The organism is Paraburkholderia elongata (assembly GCF_013177735.1).
GTDB classification, from domain to species: Bacteria; Pseudomonadota; Gammaproteobacteria; order Burkholderiales; family Burkholderiaceae; genus Paraburkholderia; species Paraburkholderia elongata.
This window is the reverse complement of sequence record NZ_WOEZ01000074.1, coordinates 76,067-96,760: the sequence shown is the minus strand read 5'-3', so window position 1 is coordinate 96,760 and position 20,694 is coordinate 76,067. Positions and strand designations below refer to the sequence as shown.

Annotated in this window: 18 protein-coding genes; 10 read left to right on the top strand and 8 right to left on the bottom strand. The window is 62.2% G+C overall.

All coding sequences use genetic code 11. The annotated features are described in order from the left end of the window. The first annotated feature begins 13 nt into the window (after positions 1-13). Positions 14-1,234 (top strand): MFS transporter, encoded by a 1,221-nt coding sequence (locus tag GNZ13_RS15050; RefSeq protein ID WP_172165582.1) that lies wholly within the window; start codon positions 14-16, stop codon positions 1,232-1,234. Between the two features lie 520 nt (positions 1,235-1,754). Next, positions 1,755-3,467, top strand: a complete 1,713-nt coding sequence (locus GNZ13_RS15045) for a SulP family inorganic anion transporter (RefSeq protein WP_172165580.1) — start codon at positions 1,755-1,757, stop codon at positions 3,465-3,467. Between the two features lie 31 nt (positions 3,468-3,498). On the opposite strand, the gene GNZ13_RS15040 is transcribed toward GNZ13_RS15045, so the two are convergent. From GNZ13_RS15040 to GNZ13_RS15030, 3 genes are all read right to left on the bottom strand, one after another. Then, positions 3,499-3,858, bottom strand: coding sequence for a hypothetical protein (locus GNZ13_RS15040; RefSeq protein WP_172165578.1), 360 nt, complete (start codon positions 3,856-3,858; stop codon positions 3,499-3,501). A 69-nt stretch (positions 3,859-3,927) separates the two neighbouring features. Continuing rightward, the gene (locus tag GNZ13_RS15035) at positions 3,928-4,566 is read right to left on the bottom strand and encodes a LysE family translocator (protein WP_172165576.1); all 639 of its coding nucleotides are present in this window, start codon (positions 4,564-4,566) and stop codon (positions 3,928-3,930) included. A 216-nt stretch (positions 4,567-4,782) separates the two neighbouring features. Continuing rightward, positions 4,783-5,658, bottom strand: a complete 876-nt coding sequence (locus tag GNZ13_RS15030) for a LysR family transcriptional regulator (RefSeq protein ID WP_172165733.1) — start codon at positions 5,656-5,658, stop codon at positions 4,783-4,785. A gap of 166 nt (positions 5,659-5,824) precedes the next feature. On the opposite strand from GNZ13_RS15030, the gene GNZ13_RS15025 reads away from it, so the two are divergent. From GNZ13_RS15025 to GNZ13_RS15000, 6 genes are all read left to right on the top strand, one after another. Continuing rightward, positions 5,825-6,259 (top strand): VOC family protein, encoded by a 435-nt coding sequence (locus tag GNZ13_RS15025; protein WP_172165574.1) that lies wholly within the window; start codon positions 5,825-5,827, stop codon positions 6,257-6,259. A 427-nt stretch (positions 6,260-6,686) separates the two neighbouring features. Beyond that, positions 6,687-9,911, top strand: a complete 3,225-nt coding sequence (locus tag GNZ13_RS15020; RefSeq protein WP_172165572.1) for an efflux RND transporter permease subunit — start codon at positions 6,687-6,689, stop codon at positions 9,909-9,911. Between the two features lie 35 nt (positions 9,912-9,946). Next, positions 9,947-11,170 (top strand): efflux RND transporter periplasmic adaptor subunit, encoded by a 1,224-nt coding sequence (locus GNZ13_RS15015; RefSeq protein ID WP_172165570.1) that lies wholly within the window; start codon positions 9,947-9,949, stop codon positions 11,168-11,170. A 29-nt stretch (positions 11,171-11,199) separates the two neighbouring features. Beyond that, on the top strand, positions 11,200-12,723 hold the full coding sequence (locus GNZ13_RS15010) for an efflux transporter outer membrane subunit (protein ID WP_172165731.1): 1,524 nt from the start codon (positions 11,200-11,202) through the stop codon (positions 12,721-12,723). A 78-nt stretch (positions 12,724-12,801) separates the two neighbouring features. Continuing rightward, positions 12,802-13,488, top strand: coding sequence for a heavy metal response regulator transcription factor (locus GNZ13_RS15005; protein WP_172165568.1), 687 nt, complete (start codon positions 12,802-12,804; stop codon positions 13,486-13,488). Continuing rightward, entirely contained in the window at positions 13,485-14,909 is a 1,425-nt protein-coding gene (locus tag GNZ13_RS15000; RefSeq protein ID WP_172165566.1) for a heavy metal sensor histidine kinase, read from the top strand. Before GNZ13_RS15005 ends, GNZ13_RS15000 begins: the two co-directional genes overlap by 4 nt. Here GNZ13_RS15000 and dinB read toward each other — a convergent pair. The 4 genes from dinB to GNZ13_RS14980 form a co-directional block, all read right to left on the bottom strand. Further along, positions 14,906-16,072 (bottom strand): DNA polymerase IV, encoded by a 1,167-nt coding sequence (dinB, locus tag GNZ13_RS14995; RefSeq protein ID WP_172165563.1) that lies wholly within the window; start codon positions 16,070-16,072, stop codon positions 14,906-14,908. The genes GNZ13_RS15000 and dinB overlap by 4 nt on opposite strands. Positions 16,073-16,353: 281 nt before the next feature. Beyond that, positions 16,354-16,932, bottom strand: coding sequence for a YceI family protein (locus GNZ13_RS14990; protein ID WP_172165561.1), 579 nt, complete (start codon positions 16,930-16,932; stop codon positions 16,354-16,356). Positions 16,933-16,980: 48 nt separating this feature from the next. Next, positions 16,981-17,544 (bottom strand): YceI family protein, encoded by a 564-nt coding sequence (locus tag GNZ13_RS14985; protein ID WP_172165559.1) that lies wholly within the window; start codon positions 17,542-17,544, stop codon positions 16,981-16,983. Positions 17,545-17,651: 107 nt separating this feature from the next. Next, positions 17,652-18,206: a cytochrome b gene (locus tag GNZ13_RS14980; RefSeq protein ID WP_172165557.1), complete on the bottom strand. Its 555-nt coding sequence runs from the start codon at positions 18,204-18,206 to the stop codon at positions 17,652-17,654. A 267-nt stretch (positions 18,207-18,473) separates the two neighbouring features. Between GNZ13_RS14980 and GNZ13_RS14975 the strand changes: the two genes are divergently transcribed. Further along, complete coding sequence (locus tag GNZ13_RS14975; protein WP_172165555.1) at positions 18,474-19,724, top strand: arsenic transporter; 1,251 nt, start codon at positions 18,474-18,476, stop codon at positions 19,722-19,724. A 92-nt stretch (positions 19,725-19,816) separates the two neighbouring features. Here the strand turns inward: GNZ13_RS14975 and GNZ13_RS14970 are convergent, their stop codons facing one another. Next, the gene (locus tag GNZ13_RS14970) at positions 19,817-20,101 is read right to left on the bottom strand and encodes a hypothetical protein (RefSeq protein WP_236002000.1); all 285 of its coding nucleotides are present in this window, start codon (positions 20,099-20,101) and stop codon (positions 19,817-19,819) included. 187 nt (positions 20,102-20,288) lie between these two features. Between GNZ13_RS14970 and GNZ13_RS14965 the strand changes: the two genes are divergently transcribed. Then, entirely contained in the window at positions 20,289-20,627 is a 339-nt protein-coding gene (locus GNZ13_RS14965; protein WP_172165553.1) for a hypothetical protein, read from the top strand. The last annotated feature ends 67 nt before the right edge of the window (positions 20,628-20,694 follow it).

Sequence of the window (20,694 nt, the reverse complement as noted above, 5' to 3'; positions counted from 1 at the left end):
GCGGGACTCTCCCATGAATACCATCCAACACACCGCCAGTGCCGCTGTACCCGACGTGACCGAAGCGACCGACGTGAAAGAGCGGCATGCGTCGCGCCGGACCGTCTTTGCCGCTGCGCTCGGCAACGGTCTCGAGTTCTTCGACTTCACGGTCTATAGCTTCTTCGCCGCGCTGATCGGCAAGCTGTTTTTTCCGGCCGGCAGCGAGCTGGGCGCGCTGATGATGTCGCTCGCAACCTTCGGCGTCGGCTTCGTCGTGCGGCCGCTCGGCAGCATTGTGATCGGCGCGTATGCCGACCGTGTGGGCCGTAAGCAGGCCCTCGTGCTGACTGTTTCGCTGATGGCGCTCGGCACCGGCATGATCGGCCTCGCGCCGACTTACGCCACGATCGGTCTGGCGGCGCCGGCGATCATCGTGCTCGGCCGTTTGCTGCAAGGCTTTTCGGCCGGCGGAGAAGTGGGCGCGGCGACCACCTTGCTTATGGAGTCGGGCAGCTCGGGTCGGCGCGGTTCGCTGGTGAGCTGGCAGATGGCCTCGCAGGGCGGCGCGGCGATGGCCGGCGCGCTGGTGGCGGCAACGCTCACGCGCAGCCTGTCGCACGAGGCATTGCTTGCATGGGGATGGCGCGTGCCGTTTCTGATCGGGCTTCTGATCGGTCCGCTCGGTTTCTATCTGCGCAAGCATCTCGACGAGACCTTGCCGGCCGCGCATGCAGCGAAAACAGGGTTGCCAATCGCGGCTCCGCCCAAGGCTCGGATCGAATGGCGGCAGATCGTGGCGGGCACGATGCTGGTGATCGGCGGCACCTCGTCGATGTATGTAATCGTGTTTTTCCTGCCGTCGTTCCTGACGATGACGACCGGCATGCCAGCCGCGGTGTCGCTGCTGGCCGGTTGCACGGCGGGCCTCGTGCTGCTGATCGGCTCGCCGTTGGCCGGCCGTCTCGCGGACCGCATGCCGCGTCGCAAGACTCTGCTGTACGCGGTGTCGGTGGTGTCGCTGGTCGTGCTGCTGCCGGCGTTTTACGCGATCAAAACCTGGCCGTCGATCTACACAGTGGTGCTGGTCGTCTTCGTGCTGATCGGCTTGATGACGCTTTCGAGCCCGGCGGGTTTCGTGCTGATTCTCGAAGCGTTCAAACCGGAAGTGCGGGCAACCTCGCTCGGCATCATCTACGCGCTGGGCGTGACGATTTTCGGCGGCTTCGCGCAGTTGATCGTCAGCGCGTTGTGACGCATGACGGGTAGTTTTTACGCGCCGGCCTGGTATGTGCTGACGTGCGGACTGGTGAGTTTCGCGGGCGTGGTGTTGTTCAAGGAGGCGAATTAGGGCGGTGATTCTAAACGCAAGTTCACGCATTCGACGCCCCCGGCGCGCAACGCTGTTGTAATACCACGCAACAGTGTTTTGCGTTTTCCCTCATTCAATTCGCACGGCAATCGCTTAAACTTGGCAGTAACAAATTGTTACGGGGTGCGAGATGTTGGCCGTGTTCATCATCGCTTGTCCGATCTGCATCGCCGCGCTGTTCGGTTTCGCGCGGCATGTGGATCCGCTGACGGGGCAGTTCAGGCGTTAAGCCAAAGTGGGACGGTTTCAGTGGCGAGTTCGGAGCCCGCGTTCGGGGCCCGGGTTCGAGGCCATTAAGCCGGTTTTAGCCATTTTCTTTAGCCGATCGAAGCCCCAATCCTTGCCTTTCTGTGCCGAGTCACGGCACGATGCGCGATAACCTAAGTTTGGGGCACTATCGCGCATGCGAGATTTTCTGGCAAACATCACCACACGCCTTGGCTTACTGAAAGGCATCCTTCCGTTGAACCGTGCTGCGGCGGCGCGCGATGCGCTGGCCGGCGCGCAACTGGCTTCGATGGATATCCCGCAGGTGCTCGGCTACGCGCGCATTGCCGGCATGCCTGCCGTTACGGGCCTTTACACCGTCTTTCTGCCGCTTATCGCGTTCGCGTTCTTCGGCGCGTCGCGGCACCTCGTGGTGGCTGCCGATTCCGCCACCGCCACCATTTTCGCCAGCCGGCTCTCGACCATGGCGCCGGCATCGAGCGCCGAATATGCGGCGCTCGCCGGGATGGTCGCCTTGCTCACCGCGGCGCTCCTGTTCATCGCGCGGATCTTCAAGCTCGGTTTTCTCGCTGACTTTCTCTCGCGCACGGTGCTGGTCGGCTTCCTCGCCGGGGTCGGCGTGCAGGTCGGCATCGCCATGCTGGGTGACATGTCCGGCGTCCCCGGGCATGCCGCGAGCAGCGTCGATCAACTCGCGCTCGTGGTGCGCGAGTCGGCGCAGATCAATCTGCCGACGCTCGCCATCTCTGCACTGGTAGTGGTCTCCATTCTGGTTTGCAAGCGCTTTTTGCCACGCGTGCCGGTGCCGTTGATCGCGGTGGTGGCGGGTATCGCTGCAAGCGATGTTTACGGTTTCGCGGCGCACGGTATTGCCGTGCTGGGGCCGGTGGCAGGTGGACTGCCGCCGCTGCGCATGCCCTCGGTCACGTGGCACCAGATGCTCGATCTGCTGCCGGTCGCCGCCTCGTGTTTCGTGATGATCGTCGCGCAAAGCGCCGCCGCGAGCCGCGTATTCGCCGAGCGTTATCACGAAACCGTCGATACCAATGCCGATCTGCTGGGTATTGCCGCCGCCAACGCCGCAGCAGCGTTTTCCGGCGCCTTCGTGGTGAACGGCAGTCCGACGCAAACCGCCATGGGCGATCGCGCCGGTACGCGCAGTCAGTTCGCGCAGGTTGTGTTCGCGCTGGTGGTGGTCGTGGTGCTGCTGTTTTTCAGCCGTTTTTTGCAGTACCTGCCGCACTGCATTCTGGCCAGCATTGTGTTTACGATCGCTATCGGCCTGATCAATCTGCTGACGCTGTTTTCGATTCGACGCGAAAGTCCCGGTGAATTCACGCTGGCCGTGTTCACCGCGGCGGCCGTAGTGCTGATCGGTGTCGAGCACGGCATTCTGGTGGCGGTGGCGTTATCGCTGCTGCGACATGTGCGGCATAGTTACCGGCCGCACACCATGGTGCTCGTGCCCGGCGAAGGCGGCATCTGGGTGCCGGTGCCGGCCGCGGCCGGAATCCAGACCGCGCCGGGACTGATCGTCTATCGCTTCGGCGCCGACCTGTTCTACGCGAACGACCACTTTTTTGTCGAAGACGTCCGCAGCCTGGTCGATCATGCGCCGGGCCCGGTGCGCTGGTTCGTGATCGATTCCGGCGCGATCACCGACCTGGACTATTCGGCGGCGCGTTCGGTCGGCGAGTTGTTCGAGACGCTCAAGCGCAGCGGTATCGAAGTGATCTTCTCACGCGTGAACCGCTATTTGCGCTCGGATATGGACCGGCATGGAATCACCCCGATCGTCGGCACAAACTGCATTTTCAGCACCTTGCATGAGGCGCTGCGCATGGCAGGCGTGGCGCAGCCTGGTACGCACGTTAAAGACGCGTCGTAGACGCCTGTTTGGCCAGACGCGGTGGATTGCTTCAGGTCTGCGGCTCTTCGCCGGCAAAGAAATACCCGATAAAAAAGCATGCGCCCGCGAGCAGGGCGCCAAGCACGGCCACCGTATAAGCGAGCGCCGTGCCGTGCCAAAGACCGTCGAACCATTGATGAAACTGCGCCATCAACACGGCCGCGTTGCCGCCGATGCGCTGCAATTCGATCTGATAGCGCGGGTCTGCGATGCTGTACATGGCGACGGCGCTGTCTGGCGCCGGAGCCATTGCATAGATGATCGCCGCGGCGATCAGACCGGCGAGCAGCACAACGGCGCCTGCCAGATAAAGCCGCTTTTGCAATGGCGAGCGCTTCGCTGCCGGATTCAGATCATTGCTACCGCTCATCGTGTTCGCTTACCCGCTCGAGTCATCAAAGTGACAGTATCGCAGAGCGGGCGCGCCGCAAAGGCGCGGCTAGCTTTTCGAAGTCAGCAGCTTGATCCCGGCAATGCCGAACATGATCGCCAGCGACCCGTCCAGCCAGCGACGGATCGCGACGTAGATGCGCCGTGCGGACGCGGTCGAAAACAGCACCGCGTAGCTGCTGAACACGGATACGCCGATCACCATGCAGCCGAGCACCACCGGCGCGGTGTGCGACGTGCCGCCTGCGGGCGACATAGCCAGCGAAACGATCGAAAGCCACACCAGAATTGCTTTCGGATTGGTGAGATGCAGCAGCAGGCCGCGCAAATAGAGCCGTTTGAGCGGTTCGCCTTCGCGTGCGGTATTCGTGGGCAGTTTCTCCGCGCTGAATGCGGAGCGCGCGGACTTGAAGCCGAGCCACAGCAAATAAAGGCCGCCGGCAATCTTGATCGCCACCAGGCATTCCGAGTAAGTGGCGAGTACCGCCGACAAACCCAGCGACGCCAGCAAGGCCCAGAAGAACGAACCGGACACCACGCCGAGCGCGAAGGTCAGCGCGGATTTCCGGCCGGCGCTCATGGCGAGCGACATGATCGCGAGATTGCTCGGCCCCGGACTCGCCGTGCCGACGAAGTAGGCGCTATAGGCGAACAGGACATCGGCGGTGAGGAATGTGCTGGCGGTCATGGGCTGATAAACCTTGGAGGCAGGCAAACCGTGCCGCTCGTTGCGGCACAGGCGAATAGCGCGGATCGATGCGCGAACAACGATTCTGCTCGCCCGCGTGCAGATCTCACAGATACAGTTGATGGCCTGTGCAGCGGCACAATCGGGCGTTTGCGGGGCTGTTCGGGCAGCTCGGACAGCTCGGACAACGCGGGTAACGCCAGGCACTCAGCCAACTCAGAGCCCTGCGGCTGTACCGATGCAATCCGCCAGTGCACCCGCCACCGCTTGCCGGCTATGCCGCGGACGCTGCACGAGCCCGATTTCACGGTGAAACGTCGCGTCGCCGAGCTCGAGTGCGGTGACGTTGGCGGGCCACTTACCAAGTCCCGCGGTATTCGGAATCAGCGCCACGCCGATGCCGCGCGCGACCAGTTGCGCGATACCCTGCAACTCGTCTAACTCGATCACGTCGTGCACGTTCAGCCGCGCGCGCCGTAGAAAGCGGTCGACCAGCCTGCCGCCGAACGATCCGCGGTCATAGCGGATGAACGGCTCGCTTCTGAGCAGCTCGCGCCAGGACCGCTTGCCACGCGCGAGCGCCTTGGGCGCCAGCAGCACGAACGGTTCGGTGACGAGGGTGCGCCATTCCAGTTCAGACGGCAGCGCGAACGGCGGTTTGATGATGACGGCGAGATCGAGCTCGCCTGAGTCCACCTGCCCGAGCAGTCCCAGCGACACGCCGGGCACGACGCGAATCCGCCAGCCGGGGCGGTCGTCGCGAAAGCGGGCCAGCGCGTCGGCGAGAAACGACACCTGCGCGGACGCAATCGCACCCACCCGCAGCATGCCGCTTTCGGCCGCGCCCGCGCCGCGTTCCGAGAGCCGGTTGTACAGCGTCATCATTTCTTCGGCAAGTGCGAGCGTTTCGCGGCCGGCGTCGTTGAGCGTGGCGGAGCGGCCCGTGCGATCGAACAGCTCGAAACCGAGTTCCTCTTCGAGCCGCTGCATCTGCGCGCTCACGGCGGATTGCGTCAGGCCGATGCGCGCGCCCGCGCCGGAAAACGTGCCGTACTGGCTGACGGCGATAAAAGTCTTGAGTTCGCTGAGCATCGTCGATTGATCGATTTTGGTGTTGGTCAGGTCAAATATATATCGTTTTTCACCATTTTTAGTCATGGTTAAAATTGGTCTCGCACGTGCGCTTTCATGGACCGCTTTACGGACCGCTTCATGGAGCAATGCGCGAACCACTTTCCCCTCTGCGAGTTTTCCGATCATGAGCGTTGCCGAAACCGTTTTGCCGCCGTTCCATCTGGCGTTTCCTGTGCATAGCCTCGCCGCCGCACGCGAGTTCTATGGCGAGTTGCTCGGCTGTCCGGAAGGGCGTAGCTCACCGGACTGGGTCGACTTCAATTTCTACGGTCATCAGATCGTGGCGCACCTCGCGCCGGAGGAGATCGGCCACCGGCAGACCAGCAAGGTTGACGGCGACGCGGTGCCGGTGCGCCACTTCGGCGCGGTGCTCTCGATGGCGCAATGGCAGGCCGCCGCGGACAAGCTGCAAAAGGCCGGCATCGACTTCATCATCGAACCGCATGTACGCTTCAAGGGTGAGGTCGGCGAACAGGCGACGATGTTCTTCCTGGATCCGTCGGGTAACGCGCTGGAATTCAAGGCGTTTGCGGATATGTCGTCGTTGTTTGCGAAGTAATACTTGTGCAAGGCGCTGGCGGCACACTCCGGCGCTTCGAAACGAGAAAGGCCGGTCAACCACCATGGTTGACCGGCCTTTTTTGCGCGACGCCAAAGCTCAGCGATTCACCAGCCGCGCCGGAATGAACACCAACACCAGAATCAACGCCCGAGCGTAAGGTATTTGCATTGCGCAATTTAATCTCAAGGCATGTTTCGCCGCAGTTCGGCGAAACATGCCTTTAGCAATTCCCTTAAAAGAGCTTATTTCCCTCTCATCAAACGTTTGCGCAACATGAACTCGCACGTGTTTGAAGTGGCGCCAATCCTTACATTAGCCTTCCTGACAAATTCGCCATTTTCGCGCCATGCAGGCGTTGGTGCTACCGATCTAGCATACGTGCTGATTCACCCATCCCTTATCGGCATTCTCTCGGGCGCGTTTCATGTGGATCGTCAACGTTGCGCTAAAGCGGCCATACACGTTCATCGTGATGTCCATTCTGATTTTGCTGGCGACGCCGTTCGTGCTGTTGACCACGCCGGTCGACGTGCTGCCGGAAATCAATATTCCGGTGGTCAGCATCATCTGGAATTACACGGGCTTGTCGGCCGAAGACATGGCCAATCGCATCACGTCGGTCAACGAGCGCAGTCTGACCACCACGGTCAACGACATCGAGCACATCGAATCGCAGTCGCTTGCGGGCATTGCGATTATCAAAGTGTTCCTGCAGCCGAACGCCAACATCCAGACCGCGATCGCGCAGACGGTGGCCATCGAGCAGGCGCAGCTCAAGCAGATGCCGCCGGGCGCCACGCCCCCCTTGGTGATCAGCTACTCGGCCTCCAGCATTCCGGTGATCCAGCTCGGCTTGTCGAGCCCTAAGCTCTCCGAGCAGGCGCTCAACGACACCGCGCTCAACTTCCTGCGCCCGCAACTAGTGACGATTCCAGGCGCGGCCGTGCCCTATCCGTACGGCGGCAAATCGCGTCTGATCTCGGTGGACCTCGACACGCGCGCGTTGCTGGCGAAAGGCCTGACGCCTACGGATGTGGTCAGCGCATTCAATGCGCAAAACCTGATTCTGCCGACCGGCACGGCGAAGATCGGACCGAAGGAATACACGATCAATATGAACGGCTCGCCGGCGACGGTGGAAGGGCTCAACGACATTCCGGTGCGCACGCTCAACGGCGCGACGACCTATCTGCGTGAAGTGGCGCACGTGCGCGACGGCTTCTCGCCGCAGACCAATATCGTGCGGCAGGACGGACACCGCGGCGTGCTGATCTCGGTGCTGAAGAACGGTAGTGCGTCGACACTCTCGATCGTCAATACGCTGCATGGCATTCTGCCTGCCGCGCGCGCTGCGTTGCCGCCGGACCTGAACATCACGGCCTTGTTCGATCAGTCTGTGTTCGTGAAAGCGGCGGTGCAGGGCGTGGTGCGTGAGGCGCTGGTCGCCGCCGCATTGACCGCCGCGATGATTCTGCTGTTCCTCGGCAATTGGCGCAGCACCTGCATCATCGCGATTTCGATTCCGCTGTCGATTCTGTCTTCGCTGATCGCATTGCACGCGCTCGGGCAAACCATCAACATCATGACGTTGGGCGGCCTCGCGCTGGCGGTCGGGATTCTGGTGGACGATGCGACGGTGACGATCGAGAACATCGAACGGCACCTGCATTTAGGCACGAATCTGCACGACGCGATTCTCGACGGCGCCGGCGAAATCGCGATCCCGGCGCTCGTCTCGACGCTCTGTATCTGTATCGTGTTCGTGCCGATGTTCTTCCTGACCGGCGTCGCGCGTTATCTGTTCGTGCCGCTCGCCGAAGCGGTGGTGTTCGCGATGCTCGCTTCGTACATTCTGTCGCGTACGCTGGTGCCAACTTTGGCGATGCTGCTGATGGGCCACGCGCACAAGCCCAAGGCCGATGCCACGCCGAGTCTGTTCCGGCGCCTCTATCTGCGTTTCGATCGCGGCTTCGAGCGCATGCGGTCCACCTACATCATGATTCTCAGCAGCGTGCTGGTGCGCCGCAGGATGTTCGGCAGCATGTTTCTCGGTTTCTGCGTGCTGTCGATGAGTCTTGTTTTCGTGCTCGGCGAAGACTTCTTTCCGAGCGTCGATGCTGGCGACATTCGTCTCCACATGCGGGCGCCGACCGGCACGCGCATCGAGGAAACCGCGCGTCTCGCGGACGAAGTCGAGAAGGTGATCCGCGAGGTCGTGCCGCCTGCGGAGCTCAGCACGATTCTCGATAACCTCGGCTTGCCGTATAGCGGTATCAATCTCTCGTATAGCAACGCGGGTACGATCGGCACGCTCGACGGCGAAATTCAGGTGGCCTTGAACGAGGGCCACAAGCCGACGCAAGGCTATATGGACCAACTGCGCGCGATCCTGCCGCAGCGCTTTCCGGGTGTCGAGTTCTTCTTTCAACCGGCCGACATCGTCACGCAGATTCTCAACTTCGGCCTGCCCGCCGCGGTGGACGTGCAGATTGCCGGCGCGGATCAGCAGGGCAACTTCGACGTTGCGCGAAAGCTGATGAAACAGGTGCGGATGATTCCAGGTACCGTCGACACTCACATCCAGCAGAAACTGGACGAACCCGCGATCAATCTTCAGATGGATCGCACCCGGCTGCAACAACTCAATCTGAGCGCGAGCAATGTGGCGCAAAATGTGCTCATTTCCTTGTCGGGCAGTTCGCAGACCTCGCCGGGTTTCTGGTTCAACAACAAGAACGGTGTCGAATACAACGTCGCGGTGCAAACGCCGCAGTATCAGGTGTCGTCGATCGATGAGTTGTTGCGCACGCCCGTCTCGGGCGCGGCCAGCGGTCCGACGCAACTGCTCGGCAACCTCGTGCAGGTCTCGCCGCAGAATCAGTTCGCGGAAGTTACGCACTACAACATCAGGCCGGTGATCGACCTGTACGTGAGCGTCGAAAAGCGCGACCTGGGCAGCGTGGCCACCCAGGTCGACAAACTGGTGAACAACGTGCGGGCCTCGCTGCCGCGCGGTAGCCAGATCACCTTGCGCGGGCAGGTGCAGACCATGCGCGGTTCGTTCTTCGGTCTCGGGCTCGGCGTGGCGATGGCAATCGTGCTGGTGTACCTGCTGATCGTGGTGAATTTCCAGTCGTGGGTCGATCCGCTGATCATTATCAGCGCGTTGCCCGCGGCACTGGCGGGCATCGTATGGATGCTGTTCCTGACCGGTACCCATTTGAGCGTGCCCGCCTTGACCGGCGCGATCATGACGATGGGTGTGGCCACCGCCAACAGTATTTTGATGGTGTCGTTCGCGCGCCAGCGGCTCTCCGCCGGTGCACCGCCGCTCACCGCCGCGCTCGAAGCCGGTGCAAGCCGGATCAGGCCGGTGCTGATGACCGCGTTCGCGATGATCATCGGCATGATTCCGATGGCGCTCGGGCTCGGCGAGGGCGCCGAGCAAAACGCGCCGCTGGGCCGCGCGGTGATCGGTGGCTTGCTGTTCGCTACCGTGTCCACGCTGTTTTTCGTGCCACTGGTGTTCGCGAGCATTCATAGCCGCCTCGCGCGGCGCCACCGCGACGATGACGATACAGACATGACGGGCGGCCACAGCAACGACGGCCCCGCGCCGGACCACGGCGGCGAAGGCAAACCCGCGTAACGTAATTTGACGGCTGACTGAGATGGCTGACTGAAATGACCGAAAAAACTCATGCATCGCTGGCGATTCCCGCGCGAGAGACCGAAGGCGACCACGCTTTGCCGCCGCGCGGTCGCGAATGGAAGCGCGCCAAAATCGCCATCTGGATCGTGCTGGCGCTGCTCGCCGTGGGGGCATTGCGCACGGTGATCGCGAATGTTCTGCAAAACCGCTCGGTCGCTGAAACGACGAAACAGAACGCCACGCAGTATGTGAACGTGGTGAGTCCGACGCAAACGGAAGGCGGCGGCAACACCTTGCTTCCGGGTACGTTGCGCGGCAATGTCGAATCGCCGATCTACGCGCGTTCAACCGGTTATCTGCTGCACTGGTATGTCGATATCGGCACGCGCGTGAAGCAGGGGCAACTGCTCGCCGATCTGGATACACCGGAAATCGATCAGGAACTCGCGCAGGCATTGGCGCAGCGTCAGCAAACCAGTTCGAGTCTCGGCCTCGCCAAATCCTCGCTGGAACGCTGGCAACAACTGCGTCAACGCGATGCGGTCTCGCAGCAGGAACTCGACGAACGGCAGAGCACTTACACGCAGGACATCGCCAACCTCGCCGCTGCCGATGCCAACGTGAAACGCCTGCAGCAACTCGAATCGTTCAAGCGCATCGTCGCGCCGTTTGCGGGGGTGGTCACGCAGCGCAATGTCGACGTCGGCGACCTGATCGACGCGGGCAGCGGCACGAGCCGCGCGCTGTTCGCGCTGGCGCAGTCGGATCCGCTGCGGGTCTATGTGCAACTGCCGCAGGCGTACGCGCAAAACGTGTCGGTCGGACAGAAGGTGGTGGTCACGCAGGCTGAATTGCCGGGTCAGCAGTTCCACGGCACGATCACGCATATCTCCGGCGCGATCGACGTGCCAACCCGCTCGCTGCAAATTGAAGTGACCTTGCCGAATCCCGACGACAAGCTGCGGCCCGGCGCGTATGTGCAGGTGGCTGTGCCGGCGGTTGCCCATGCGCAATTGATGGTGCCGGGCAATGCGTTGCTGTTTCGCGCCGAAGGTCCGCGGCTCGCGGTGGTCGATGCGAAGGGTACTGTGGCGTTACGCAAGATCGTGATCGCGCAGGACTTGGGGCAGTCGCTCGAAATCGAAAGCGGGATCGAGGCGAACGACAAGGTCATCGTCAACCCGAGCGATTCGATCGCGGACGGCGATCACGTGCGGATCGCGCAGCCGCAGAAGACCGGCAAGGGGGCGTCGTGATCGCGAAGCAGGCGGGCGCTTATCGGGCATTGACATCACGAGCGACGCTAACGGCGCTTGCGGCCACCGCAAGCGCGGCCTTGCTGGCTGCGTGCACAGTCGGCCCGGATTATCAGCGACCGCAAGCCGAGGTGCCGCCGGCCTGGCAAACCGATTCATACTGGCGCGTCGCGGCGCCTTCCCATGCGCCGATCTCGCTGGACTGGTGGAGCGCCTTCGGCGATCCGACGCTCGCCACGCTGGAAACACAGGCGCTTGCGCAGAACCAGACACTGGCCGCGGCGAGCGCGCACTATGCGCAGGCCAGAGCGACGCTGGCGAACACCCGTGCGCAGCAGATTCCTGAAGTGGATCTGGGGGCGTCCGGGTCGCGCTTCAGAATTTCGCATGATCGCCCACTGAGCAATTACGGCACGCCCACGACGTCGACGGTACAGAACAATCTGCAACTCGGCCCGACGATCAACTACGACACCGATCTATTCGGCCGGATACGTCGCGAGGTGGAAGGCGCTGCGGCCTCCGCGCAGCAATCGGCCGACGACCTCGCCAACGCACGGCTAGTCCTCACCACCGATCTTGCCACCGACTATTACTCGCTGCGTGAACTCGACGCCGAGATCGACGTGCTGAATCAGTCGGTGAAACTGCAGCAAAAGGCGCTCGATTACGTCACGACCGAGCACGATCTCGGTTCGGTGTCCGGCCTCGACGTGTTGCAGCAAAAATCGCTACTCGATTCGACACGTGTGCAGGCGCAACTATTGCTGAATCAGCGCGCGCAGTTTGAACATGCGATTGCCGCGCTGGTCGGTGTGCCCGCGCCGCAGTTCGCCATCGAATCCAAAGTGCTCGACATGCAGGTGCCAGCGATTCCGCTTGGTTTGCCGAGCGACGTACTGCAACGCCGCCCGGATATTGCCTCGGCGGAGCGCGCGATGGCCGCGGCGAACGCGCAGATCGGCGTCGCCAAAGCAGCGTTCTTTCCAAGCCTGACGCTGACGCCGAGCATCGGCTGGGAAAGCACGCAGTTCGCCAGCCTGTTTAGCGCGCCGACGCTGATGTGGACGCTGGGCGCGACGGTCGGCCAGGTGCTGTTCGACGGTGGCCGCCGCGCGGCGAACGTGCAGTTCGCGAGCGAAGGCTACAAGGCCACCGAGGCGAATTACCGGCAAACCGTGCTCAACGCATTCCAGCAGGTGCAGGACGGCATCACTGGCCTCTCGGTTCTGGACGGCGCGGCGAAGCAGTCGCACGAGGCGGTGACCGATGCGCAGCATCTGCTGGCGCTCGCCAACGACCGTTATTCGGGCGGCCTGGTCGCGTACCTCGACGTCATCACCGCGCAGCAGTCGTTGCTCACCAGCGAGCGTCAGGACGTGCAGATCCACGGCCAGCAGATGACCCTCTCGGTTTCACTGGTGAAGGCGCTGGGCGGCGGCTGGGATGTCGGCACGGACGGTTCGGGCGCGCAGCCGCCCAGCAACGCAACGGACACAGCGAACGCAGCGCGCACAGCGGACACGAGGGAGGCGATGGCTCCCGCGAAGTGAGCCGCCCGACAATGACACGGCCAGACAGGAAAGAGGAAAGCGAGGCGTTTCGTATAATACTGATTCAAGGGGACGCGCATGAAATTGCTGATCGTTGAAGACGAGCATAAGGTGGTGGACTACCTGCGCTCCGGTTTGACAGAGCAGGGCTGGGTCGTCGACGTCGCGCTCGACGGCGAGGAAGGCATGCATCTGGCTACCGAATTCGATTACGACGTGATTGTCCTCGACGTCATGCTGCCCAAACGCGATGGCTTCAACGTGCTGAAGGCGCTGCGCATGCGCAAGTCGACACCGGTCATCATGCTGACCGCCCGCGACCATGTGAACGACCGCGTGCGTGGTCTGCGCGAAGGTGCCGACGACTACCTAACCAAACCCTTTTCCTTTCTCGAACTGGTCGAGCGGCTGCATGCACTGGCACGCCGCACGCGTTCGCAGGAGTCGACGCTGATTTCGGTGGGTGATCTGTTCGTCGATCTGATCGGCCGGCGCGCCACCCGCGACGGCGTACGTCTCGATCTGACCGCCAAGGAATTCCAGTTGCTCAGCGTGCTGGCGCGCCGCCAGGGCGACATCCTCTCGAAGACCGCCATTACGGAACTCGTGTGGGACGTCAACTTCGACAGCCATACGAACGTGGTCGAAACCGCGATCAAACGACTGCGCGCCAAGCTCGACGGCCCGTTTCCCTCGAAGCTGCTGCACACGGTGCGCGGCATGGGCTACGTGCTCGAAGTACGTGAAGAGGCAGAGCAATCATGAACCGTTCTATCGCGCGCCGCCTTGCGCTGATGTTCGCGCTTGTGGCGCTGTTCGTGTTCACGCTGGTCGGCACCGGGCTGTTTCTGGTGTTGCGCACGCAACTCGAACACCATCTGCGCGAATCGCTCGACGATCGCACCGAGATCGCGCGCATCATCGTCTATCACGCGGTGACGCCGGAGAAGTGGCGCATAGCCCGCGAGAAGCTCACCGACATGATGCCGCACGACGGCAGCACCGTGTATTCGGTATCGAGCGGCGATCCGTATTTTCACTATGGCAAGCCCATCGAGGGGCCGGTGGTGGCGAGCTGGCAGGGCGGCTACGCGAGGGTTTCGCCGGTCGGCGGCGGCTCGGACATGCTGACCATCACGGTGACGATACCGGCTTACGGCGCCCGCCCGCCCGTGCAATTGCAGGTCGCCGCCAGTTGTTTGCCCAACGTGCGCACGATGCAAGTGTTCGGCTCGGCGCTTGCCGCGCTGTCCGCGTTGGGTAGTCTCGCCGTGCTGCTCCTGAGTTACTCGGTCACGCGCCTCGGTCTTGCGCCGTTGACGCGCCTCACGAGAGATGCCTCCGCCGTGAGCCCGAATAACCGCTCGCAGCGTCTGAATACGGCCTCGCTGCCGCTCGAATTGAACGATCTGGCTAACTCGTTCAACGGCGCGCTCGAACGTCTGGACGGCGCATACGGCCGCCTCGAGTCGTTCAACGCGGACGTGGCTCACGAACTGCGTACGCCAGTGACGATTCTGATCGGCCAGACCGAAGTGGCGTTGACGCGCAACCGCTCGGTCGACGATCTGCGCCATACGCTGCAATCGAATCTCGAAGAGTTCGAACGCATGCGCACGATCATCAACGACATGCTGTTCCTCGCCCGCGCCGACCAGGGCGAGCGCGCGACGGGTCTCGTCGAAGTGTCGCTGGCTGCGGAAGTCGCGCATACGCTGGAGTTTCTGGAGATTCCGCTTGAAGAAGCGCGCGTGCATGCGCAGTTGCACGGCGATGCGGTGGCGCGCGTGAACCGCTCGTTGTTCGGCCGCGCCTGCACGAATCTGCTGATGAACGCGATCCAGCATTGCGCGCCGGGCGCGGCGATTACGGTGACGATCTCGAATGCGGCGGATCAGTTGCGCATAGCGGTGGCCAACCCGGGCGAGCCGATCGCGCCGGACGTGCTCGAACACCTGTTCGACCGCTTCTATCGCGCGGAAGTGTCCCGCACCAATAGCCGCGAAAACCACGGGCTGGGTCTCGCGATCGTGAAGGCCATTGCGGAAATGCATCGCGGCACGGTGTCGGCGGAAAGCGCGAACGGGATCAACACGTTTGCGTTTTCGATTGCGGCCTCGAGTGTGGAAATCGGCTTGTCGGCAGCACGCACGAATGCCGGGATACCAGCAGAAGCAGCGGGTTAATCGTCGCTGGTAAAAGGCAAATCGGCCTGAACCGGTAGACGCTGCTTCACCGCTTGTGCGTTGGCCGGCGTCAACGCGCTCACGCGCACGCCCAAGAGCCGCAGCTTGCGGTTCAATTCCACCCGTCTCAGACATTCGGTTGCCGCGCGCCGGATCTCGGTGGCGTCGGCAGTGGGTTCGTCGAGGGTCAGGTCGCGCGTGACCGTGCGGAAGTCGTCGTAGCGCAGCTTGATGCCCACGGTGCGGCCCACATAGCCCTTGCGGACCAGGTCTTCCGCGACCCGCACGCACAAGCCGGTAAACGAACTCGACAAGGCCGGGCGATCATGACGCGGATGCAGATCGCGTTCGAAGGTCGTCTCGCGGCTCATCGACTTGGGCTCCGATTCGACCACCACCGGCCGCTCGTCGTAGCCTTGCGCGACCTGCATGAGCCACGCCGAGTAGCTGCGCCCGAAGTGGTCCTGCAACAAGCCCGCGTCCGCCGCCGCCAGATCGCCGACCGTGACGAGACCGAGCGCGGTGAGCTTTTCCGCGGCCTTCGGTCCGATTCCATTGACCTTGCGCACCGGCAACGGCCACACGCGCAACGGCACATCCGCAGGCGTCAGAATCGTGAGGCCGTCGGGCTTGTCGAGTTCAGAGCCGATTTTCGCCAGCAGCTTGTTCGGCGCCACGCAAATGGAGCAGGTGAGGCCGGTCGCCTGATTGACGGCCTGCTTGATGCGCGCGGCGATCTCGCGCGGTTCGCCCGGCAACTCGGTGAGGTCGATATAGATTTCGTCGATGCCGCGGTCTTCGATCCGGTCCGTGAAGGTGGCGACCGCCGCTTTGAACAGGCGCGAGTAGTGGCGATACGACTCGAAATCGGTGGGTAGCAGAATCGCATCCGGCGCGAGCACGGCCGCTTTCATCATGCCCATCGCGGAGAACACGCCGAGCGCGCGGGCCTCGTAGGTGGAGGTGGTCACTACGCCGCGGCCCGCATAATCGCGCAGCTTCGCAAAGCGGCGGCTGCCGTCTTCAAGTGTTTGCGGCACGCCATTGCGGCCGCCGCCGATCACCACCGCGCGGCCGCGCAGTTCGGGATAGCGCAAAAGCTCAACGGACGCGTAGAACGCGTCCATGTCCAGATGCGCGATGCGGCGGCTTACAGAACTCATGGATGGCGGATGGGGTGACGGCACGGCAGCGAGCATAACAGTCGACGCGCGCGGCCGTGCTGCCCTGTTAGATGGCTTGCTGCGCCGGGCGTCAGGACACGCGAGCCATGATGCGCTGCACGCCGGACGCCAACCGTAATATTACCTTGCTCCGCCGGGGCAAGGTGCCGTGCTTCCGGTCTGCGTGCCGATCTCGGGAATGCGCAGACGGGGAGTGATACCACCGTCTGCCGCAACCCCCCTGCAGCTTGCGTCAAGCGCGCGCTGCAGGGCGCTAGCTATTACTGCTTGATGCCTTCAGCCTGGATATTCAGCGTGGTCAGCATCTTGAAGCCGTAGGTCTTGCCGAAGTCGACGCCGAAATCGTCGCGATTGAATGTCGCGGTCGCTTCAGTGCCGCACACTTCGCGCTTGAGCATCGGGTTCATGATGCACTTGAACGATTCGATCTTCAGGTTGACCGGCTTGGTCACGCCATGCATGGTCAGCGCGCCGATCACTTCCACCGGCTTGTCGCCGTCGAAGCGGATCTGCGTGCCCTTGTAGGTCGCGGTCGGGTACTTGGCTGCATCGAAGAACTTGTCCGTGGCCAGTTCCGAGTCGAGCTTGTCGTTACCGATATCCGCCGAGCTCATATTGATCGTCACGTCCACCGTGCCGGTCTTCGCCGCGCGATCCAGCACCACGGTGCCACTGCTCTTCGTGAACTTGCCGCGCCAGATCGACAGTCCGCCGAAGTGGTCGGTTTCGAAGCTCGGGTAGGTGTGCATCGGGTCGAGCTGATACGTTTCGGCGGCCATTGCGTTGAACGACATAGCCGCGGTCAGCGCGCCTGCGGCGAGCAAAAGTTGTTTCTTCAAGGGATTCTCCAGGTTTCAGAAAGTGATGCGACGCTTGGGTGTGTTTCGTTACTTCTTCGAAGCGACGATGTGAAATTTGATGACGACTTCGTCGGCGACAACCGACGTGTCTTTCCATTCGCCGGTACCGACATCGAACTGCGAACGTTTGATCGGCAATGCGCCGTCGAAGGTTTGCGTGGTGCCCTGGCTGGCGATGGTGACCGGCACCACGACTGTCTGCGATTTGCCCTTGATGGTGAGCTTGCCGGTGACCTTGTACTGATTGCCACCGGCCGGCGCGATCGCGCTCGAGACGAACGTCGCGGCCGGATAGGTCGCGCTATCGAACCATTCCTTGCCTTGGGCCTGCTTGTTGTAGTCGTCCGCGCCGAGGTCGTAGCTGCCGGTGTCGATCGACACGTTGGCGCTGCCGACGGCCGGCTTGGCCGGATCGAAATTAAGCTGCGCCGAGAATTTTTTGAATTTGCCGTCCACCGGCACGTTCATCTGCTTCGTCGTGGCGATAACGCTGCTTTTGCCCGTGTCGACATCGGCGTGCGCGAGTCCCGCGCCGAAGAAAGAGACGGCGGCGACGCCGGCCAGCATGGTGTGATAAAAGTTTGATTTCATAGTGGTACGCATCCTATCGAACCCGCGCGCGCTGATTGCACACCGCTGGGAATTAGATTGCCAACAGGCTGTAGCCAATCGGCTGCAGCTCGCCCGTTACTCGTGTGTCATTTGAGGAACGGAATCATCCGTGCGAGTAATCCGTCGCGGTCGACGAATTGATGCTTGAGCGCCGCGAGTACATGCATGGCAACGAGTGCCAGCAACGTGTAATTAAGCAGCACGTGAACCGTACGCAGGCTTGCCTTGAGCGCCTGGTCCGGGCCGATGAGGGTGGGCAGCGGCACGATGCCGAGGTACACCACCTGAATGCCCGCGGCCGAGCTATAGAAGTAGCCGGACAGCGGAATGGCCAGCATCAGAACATAGAGCACGCCATGCACGAGATGGGCAGCAGCCTTCTGCCACGTGGGCGTAGCGCTGCCGAGCGCCGGCGCGCGGTGAGTGGCGCGCCACAGCACGCGTGCCAGGGCCAGCACGAAGACTGTCACGCCGATCCATTTGTGCCACGAGAAGTACTTCAGCTTGGTGGGCGTAAAGCCAGGGATATCGGTCATGATCCAGCCGAGATAGAACCCGCCGATGATCAGCAACGCAATGAGCCAGTGCAGGGCGACGGCAGTGCCGCTGTAATGCTCGATGTCTGAAGGACGGGGTTTCATGGGTTCATGCTCGCTATTCGTGGTGCTTGCCGTGTGCGGTGTGTCGGGTGTGATTGCGAATAGTAGGGATGCCAATGAAAACTGAATAGACGGGGAGAAGAGAACAGATTGTTGTACCCGTGATGCTAATGGGGGTGGAATACACTCGCGCGGCAGCCTGAATTGTGCGGTACACAATTTGCCCCCAACCCATGTGGCATCACGGTCATGGGTTATGCTGCGTTCCAATTCCGTGCTCACGCGCAATCAGAATTCAGGACTTATTTAGTGCATTCCGTCTTCCTATCCTGGGGTATTGCCTTCGCCGCCACGGCCGGCGTTATCACCCGGCCGTTCAAATGGCCCGAGGCCGTGTGGGCCGCCGCCGGCGCGTTATTACTCGTGTCGCTGAACCTGCTTCCCGTCGATCTGGCAGTCGAGGCAGTCGGCAAAGGCACGGACGTCTACCTCTTCCTGTTCGGCATGATGCTGCTATCGGAAGTTGGGCGCCGCGAAGGCCTGTTCGATTGGGTCGCCGTATTCGCGGTCAACCACGCCAAAGGTTCGCCACGGAAGCTCTTTCTGCTGGTCTATTTGGTCGGCGTGGTCATCACCGCCTTCCTTTCCAATGACGCCACCGCGGTCGTCCTCACGCCGGCGGTATTTGCCGCCGCCAAAAAAGCGAAGACGCATCCGCTGCCCTTGCTGTTCGTCTGCGCGTTCATCGCGAATGCCGCGAGCTTCGTGCTGCCGATCTCGAACCCGGCCAACATCGTCCTGTACGGCAATCACACGCCCGCGCTCGGCGCCTGGCTGATGCGCTTCACACTGCCTTCGCTGCTGTCGATCGTGGCGACCTATGTGCTGTTGCGCTGGACCCAGCGCGAAGCGCTCGCCGGCACCTGCGAGGCCGATCTCGAGCCGCTCGAGTTGTCGTCGAGCGGGCGCGTTGCGCTTGCGGGTATTGCGGTGACGGCCGTCGTGCTGCTGACGGTTTCCGCCTTCGACGTCCCGCTTGGCCTGCCCACCGCGATACTCGGCGCGCTGACCACCGCGGTCGTGCTGATCCAGGAGCGCAAATCGCCACTGCCGATGATTCGTGACATATCGTGGAGCGTGCTGCCGCTGGTCGCCGCCTTGTTCGTACTGGTCGAAATGCTCGATCACACCGGCGTCATCAAGACATTCGTCAATCTGCTGCAAGGCGCGACACAACACAGCGAACTCGCGACGTCTGGCTGGGCGGGCAGCATCGTCGCGATCGGCAGCAATCTGATGAACAACCTGCCGGCGGGTCTGATCGCCAGTTCGACCGTGACGCAGGCGCATAGTCCGGAGCGCGTGATCGATGCGTTTCTGATCGGCGTCGATCTGGGTCCGAACCTGTCGATCACCGGCTCGCTCGCAACGATCCTCTGGCTCAACGCAATTCGCCGGGAAGGCGAGGACGTGAGCTTTATGAAGTTCCTTAAAGTAGGGGCAGTGGTGATGCTACCGGCCCTCGCGCTGGCGCTCGCCGCGCGGATTTTGATTTCCTGATGGATTGAGCAACACGCGGCGGCTGCCTTGACGCCGCCGCGTGCTATTCGCGCCCGTTCAGCGATTGCCGTCGATCTGCGGTGCGATGGCGGTCAGCCGCGTCTTCGCGCTTTCTCCGTCACCGCCTGCGGCATGGCCGGGTGCCTGTCGAACGCATGCGCGGCTCGGCCGCCAGCCGCTCGCGCGGACTGCTCGAGTGAGCGAAGCGCGGCTTTGAGCCGTGCGAGTCGTGCGCGCTGTATCGGCATCAGCAATGTTTTAGGGAACATGCTCAGCCGATTACGCCAATACGACAGCGGAAGGCGATCGTTGGTGGAAATCAGCCCGAATACGCGTTCGAGATGGGCAATCTCTTTGTCAATATCCTGATAACTCATCTAACGGTCCTGAAGAAGAGGTGGATGGGCGATGAAACGGTGCAAGCGGTACGGCGGCAGTTGGACGGATATGTCTAACTAATGGACACGCCTGGTGTTTGTGGCGCTTCCAGCAAATGCCGTGCCGCACTCCGCGATGTTGAGTTGACATTGAGCTTTCAAACGCCAATTCGACACCAGAGCGCCGATGGTCCGGTTCATTGCGCAACTCAGCGCGCTGCGCAAGCAGAACAGAGTGTTCTCGCGCGGCACGCCGGCCATTCTTCAGGACAACGGGAATTTACCAGGCATTCTTGCGTACAGCATGGCCTATGCTGGTTCAACCGCTATTGTTGTAATCAACACATTGGATACGGATACGCTGACCGCGCGCTTTGCGCCCGGCCTGCCCGTGGGTAGCGTGTTGATCGACGAAATTGCCGACGGTGCGGCGGTTCCCGATCTGGTCGTGGCCGCCGACGGCACCGTCATCAAGTCCTTGCTTCTTCGTTCCGCGTATGTCTGGCTCGCTGCCGCCGGCAGCTAGCTGCAGGTAGGCCGGTGCATGCCACTTTCGCCGGGCCGACGCACGCAGCGCGGGGACGGTTTGTCAG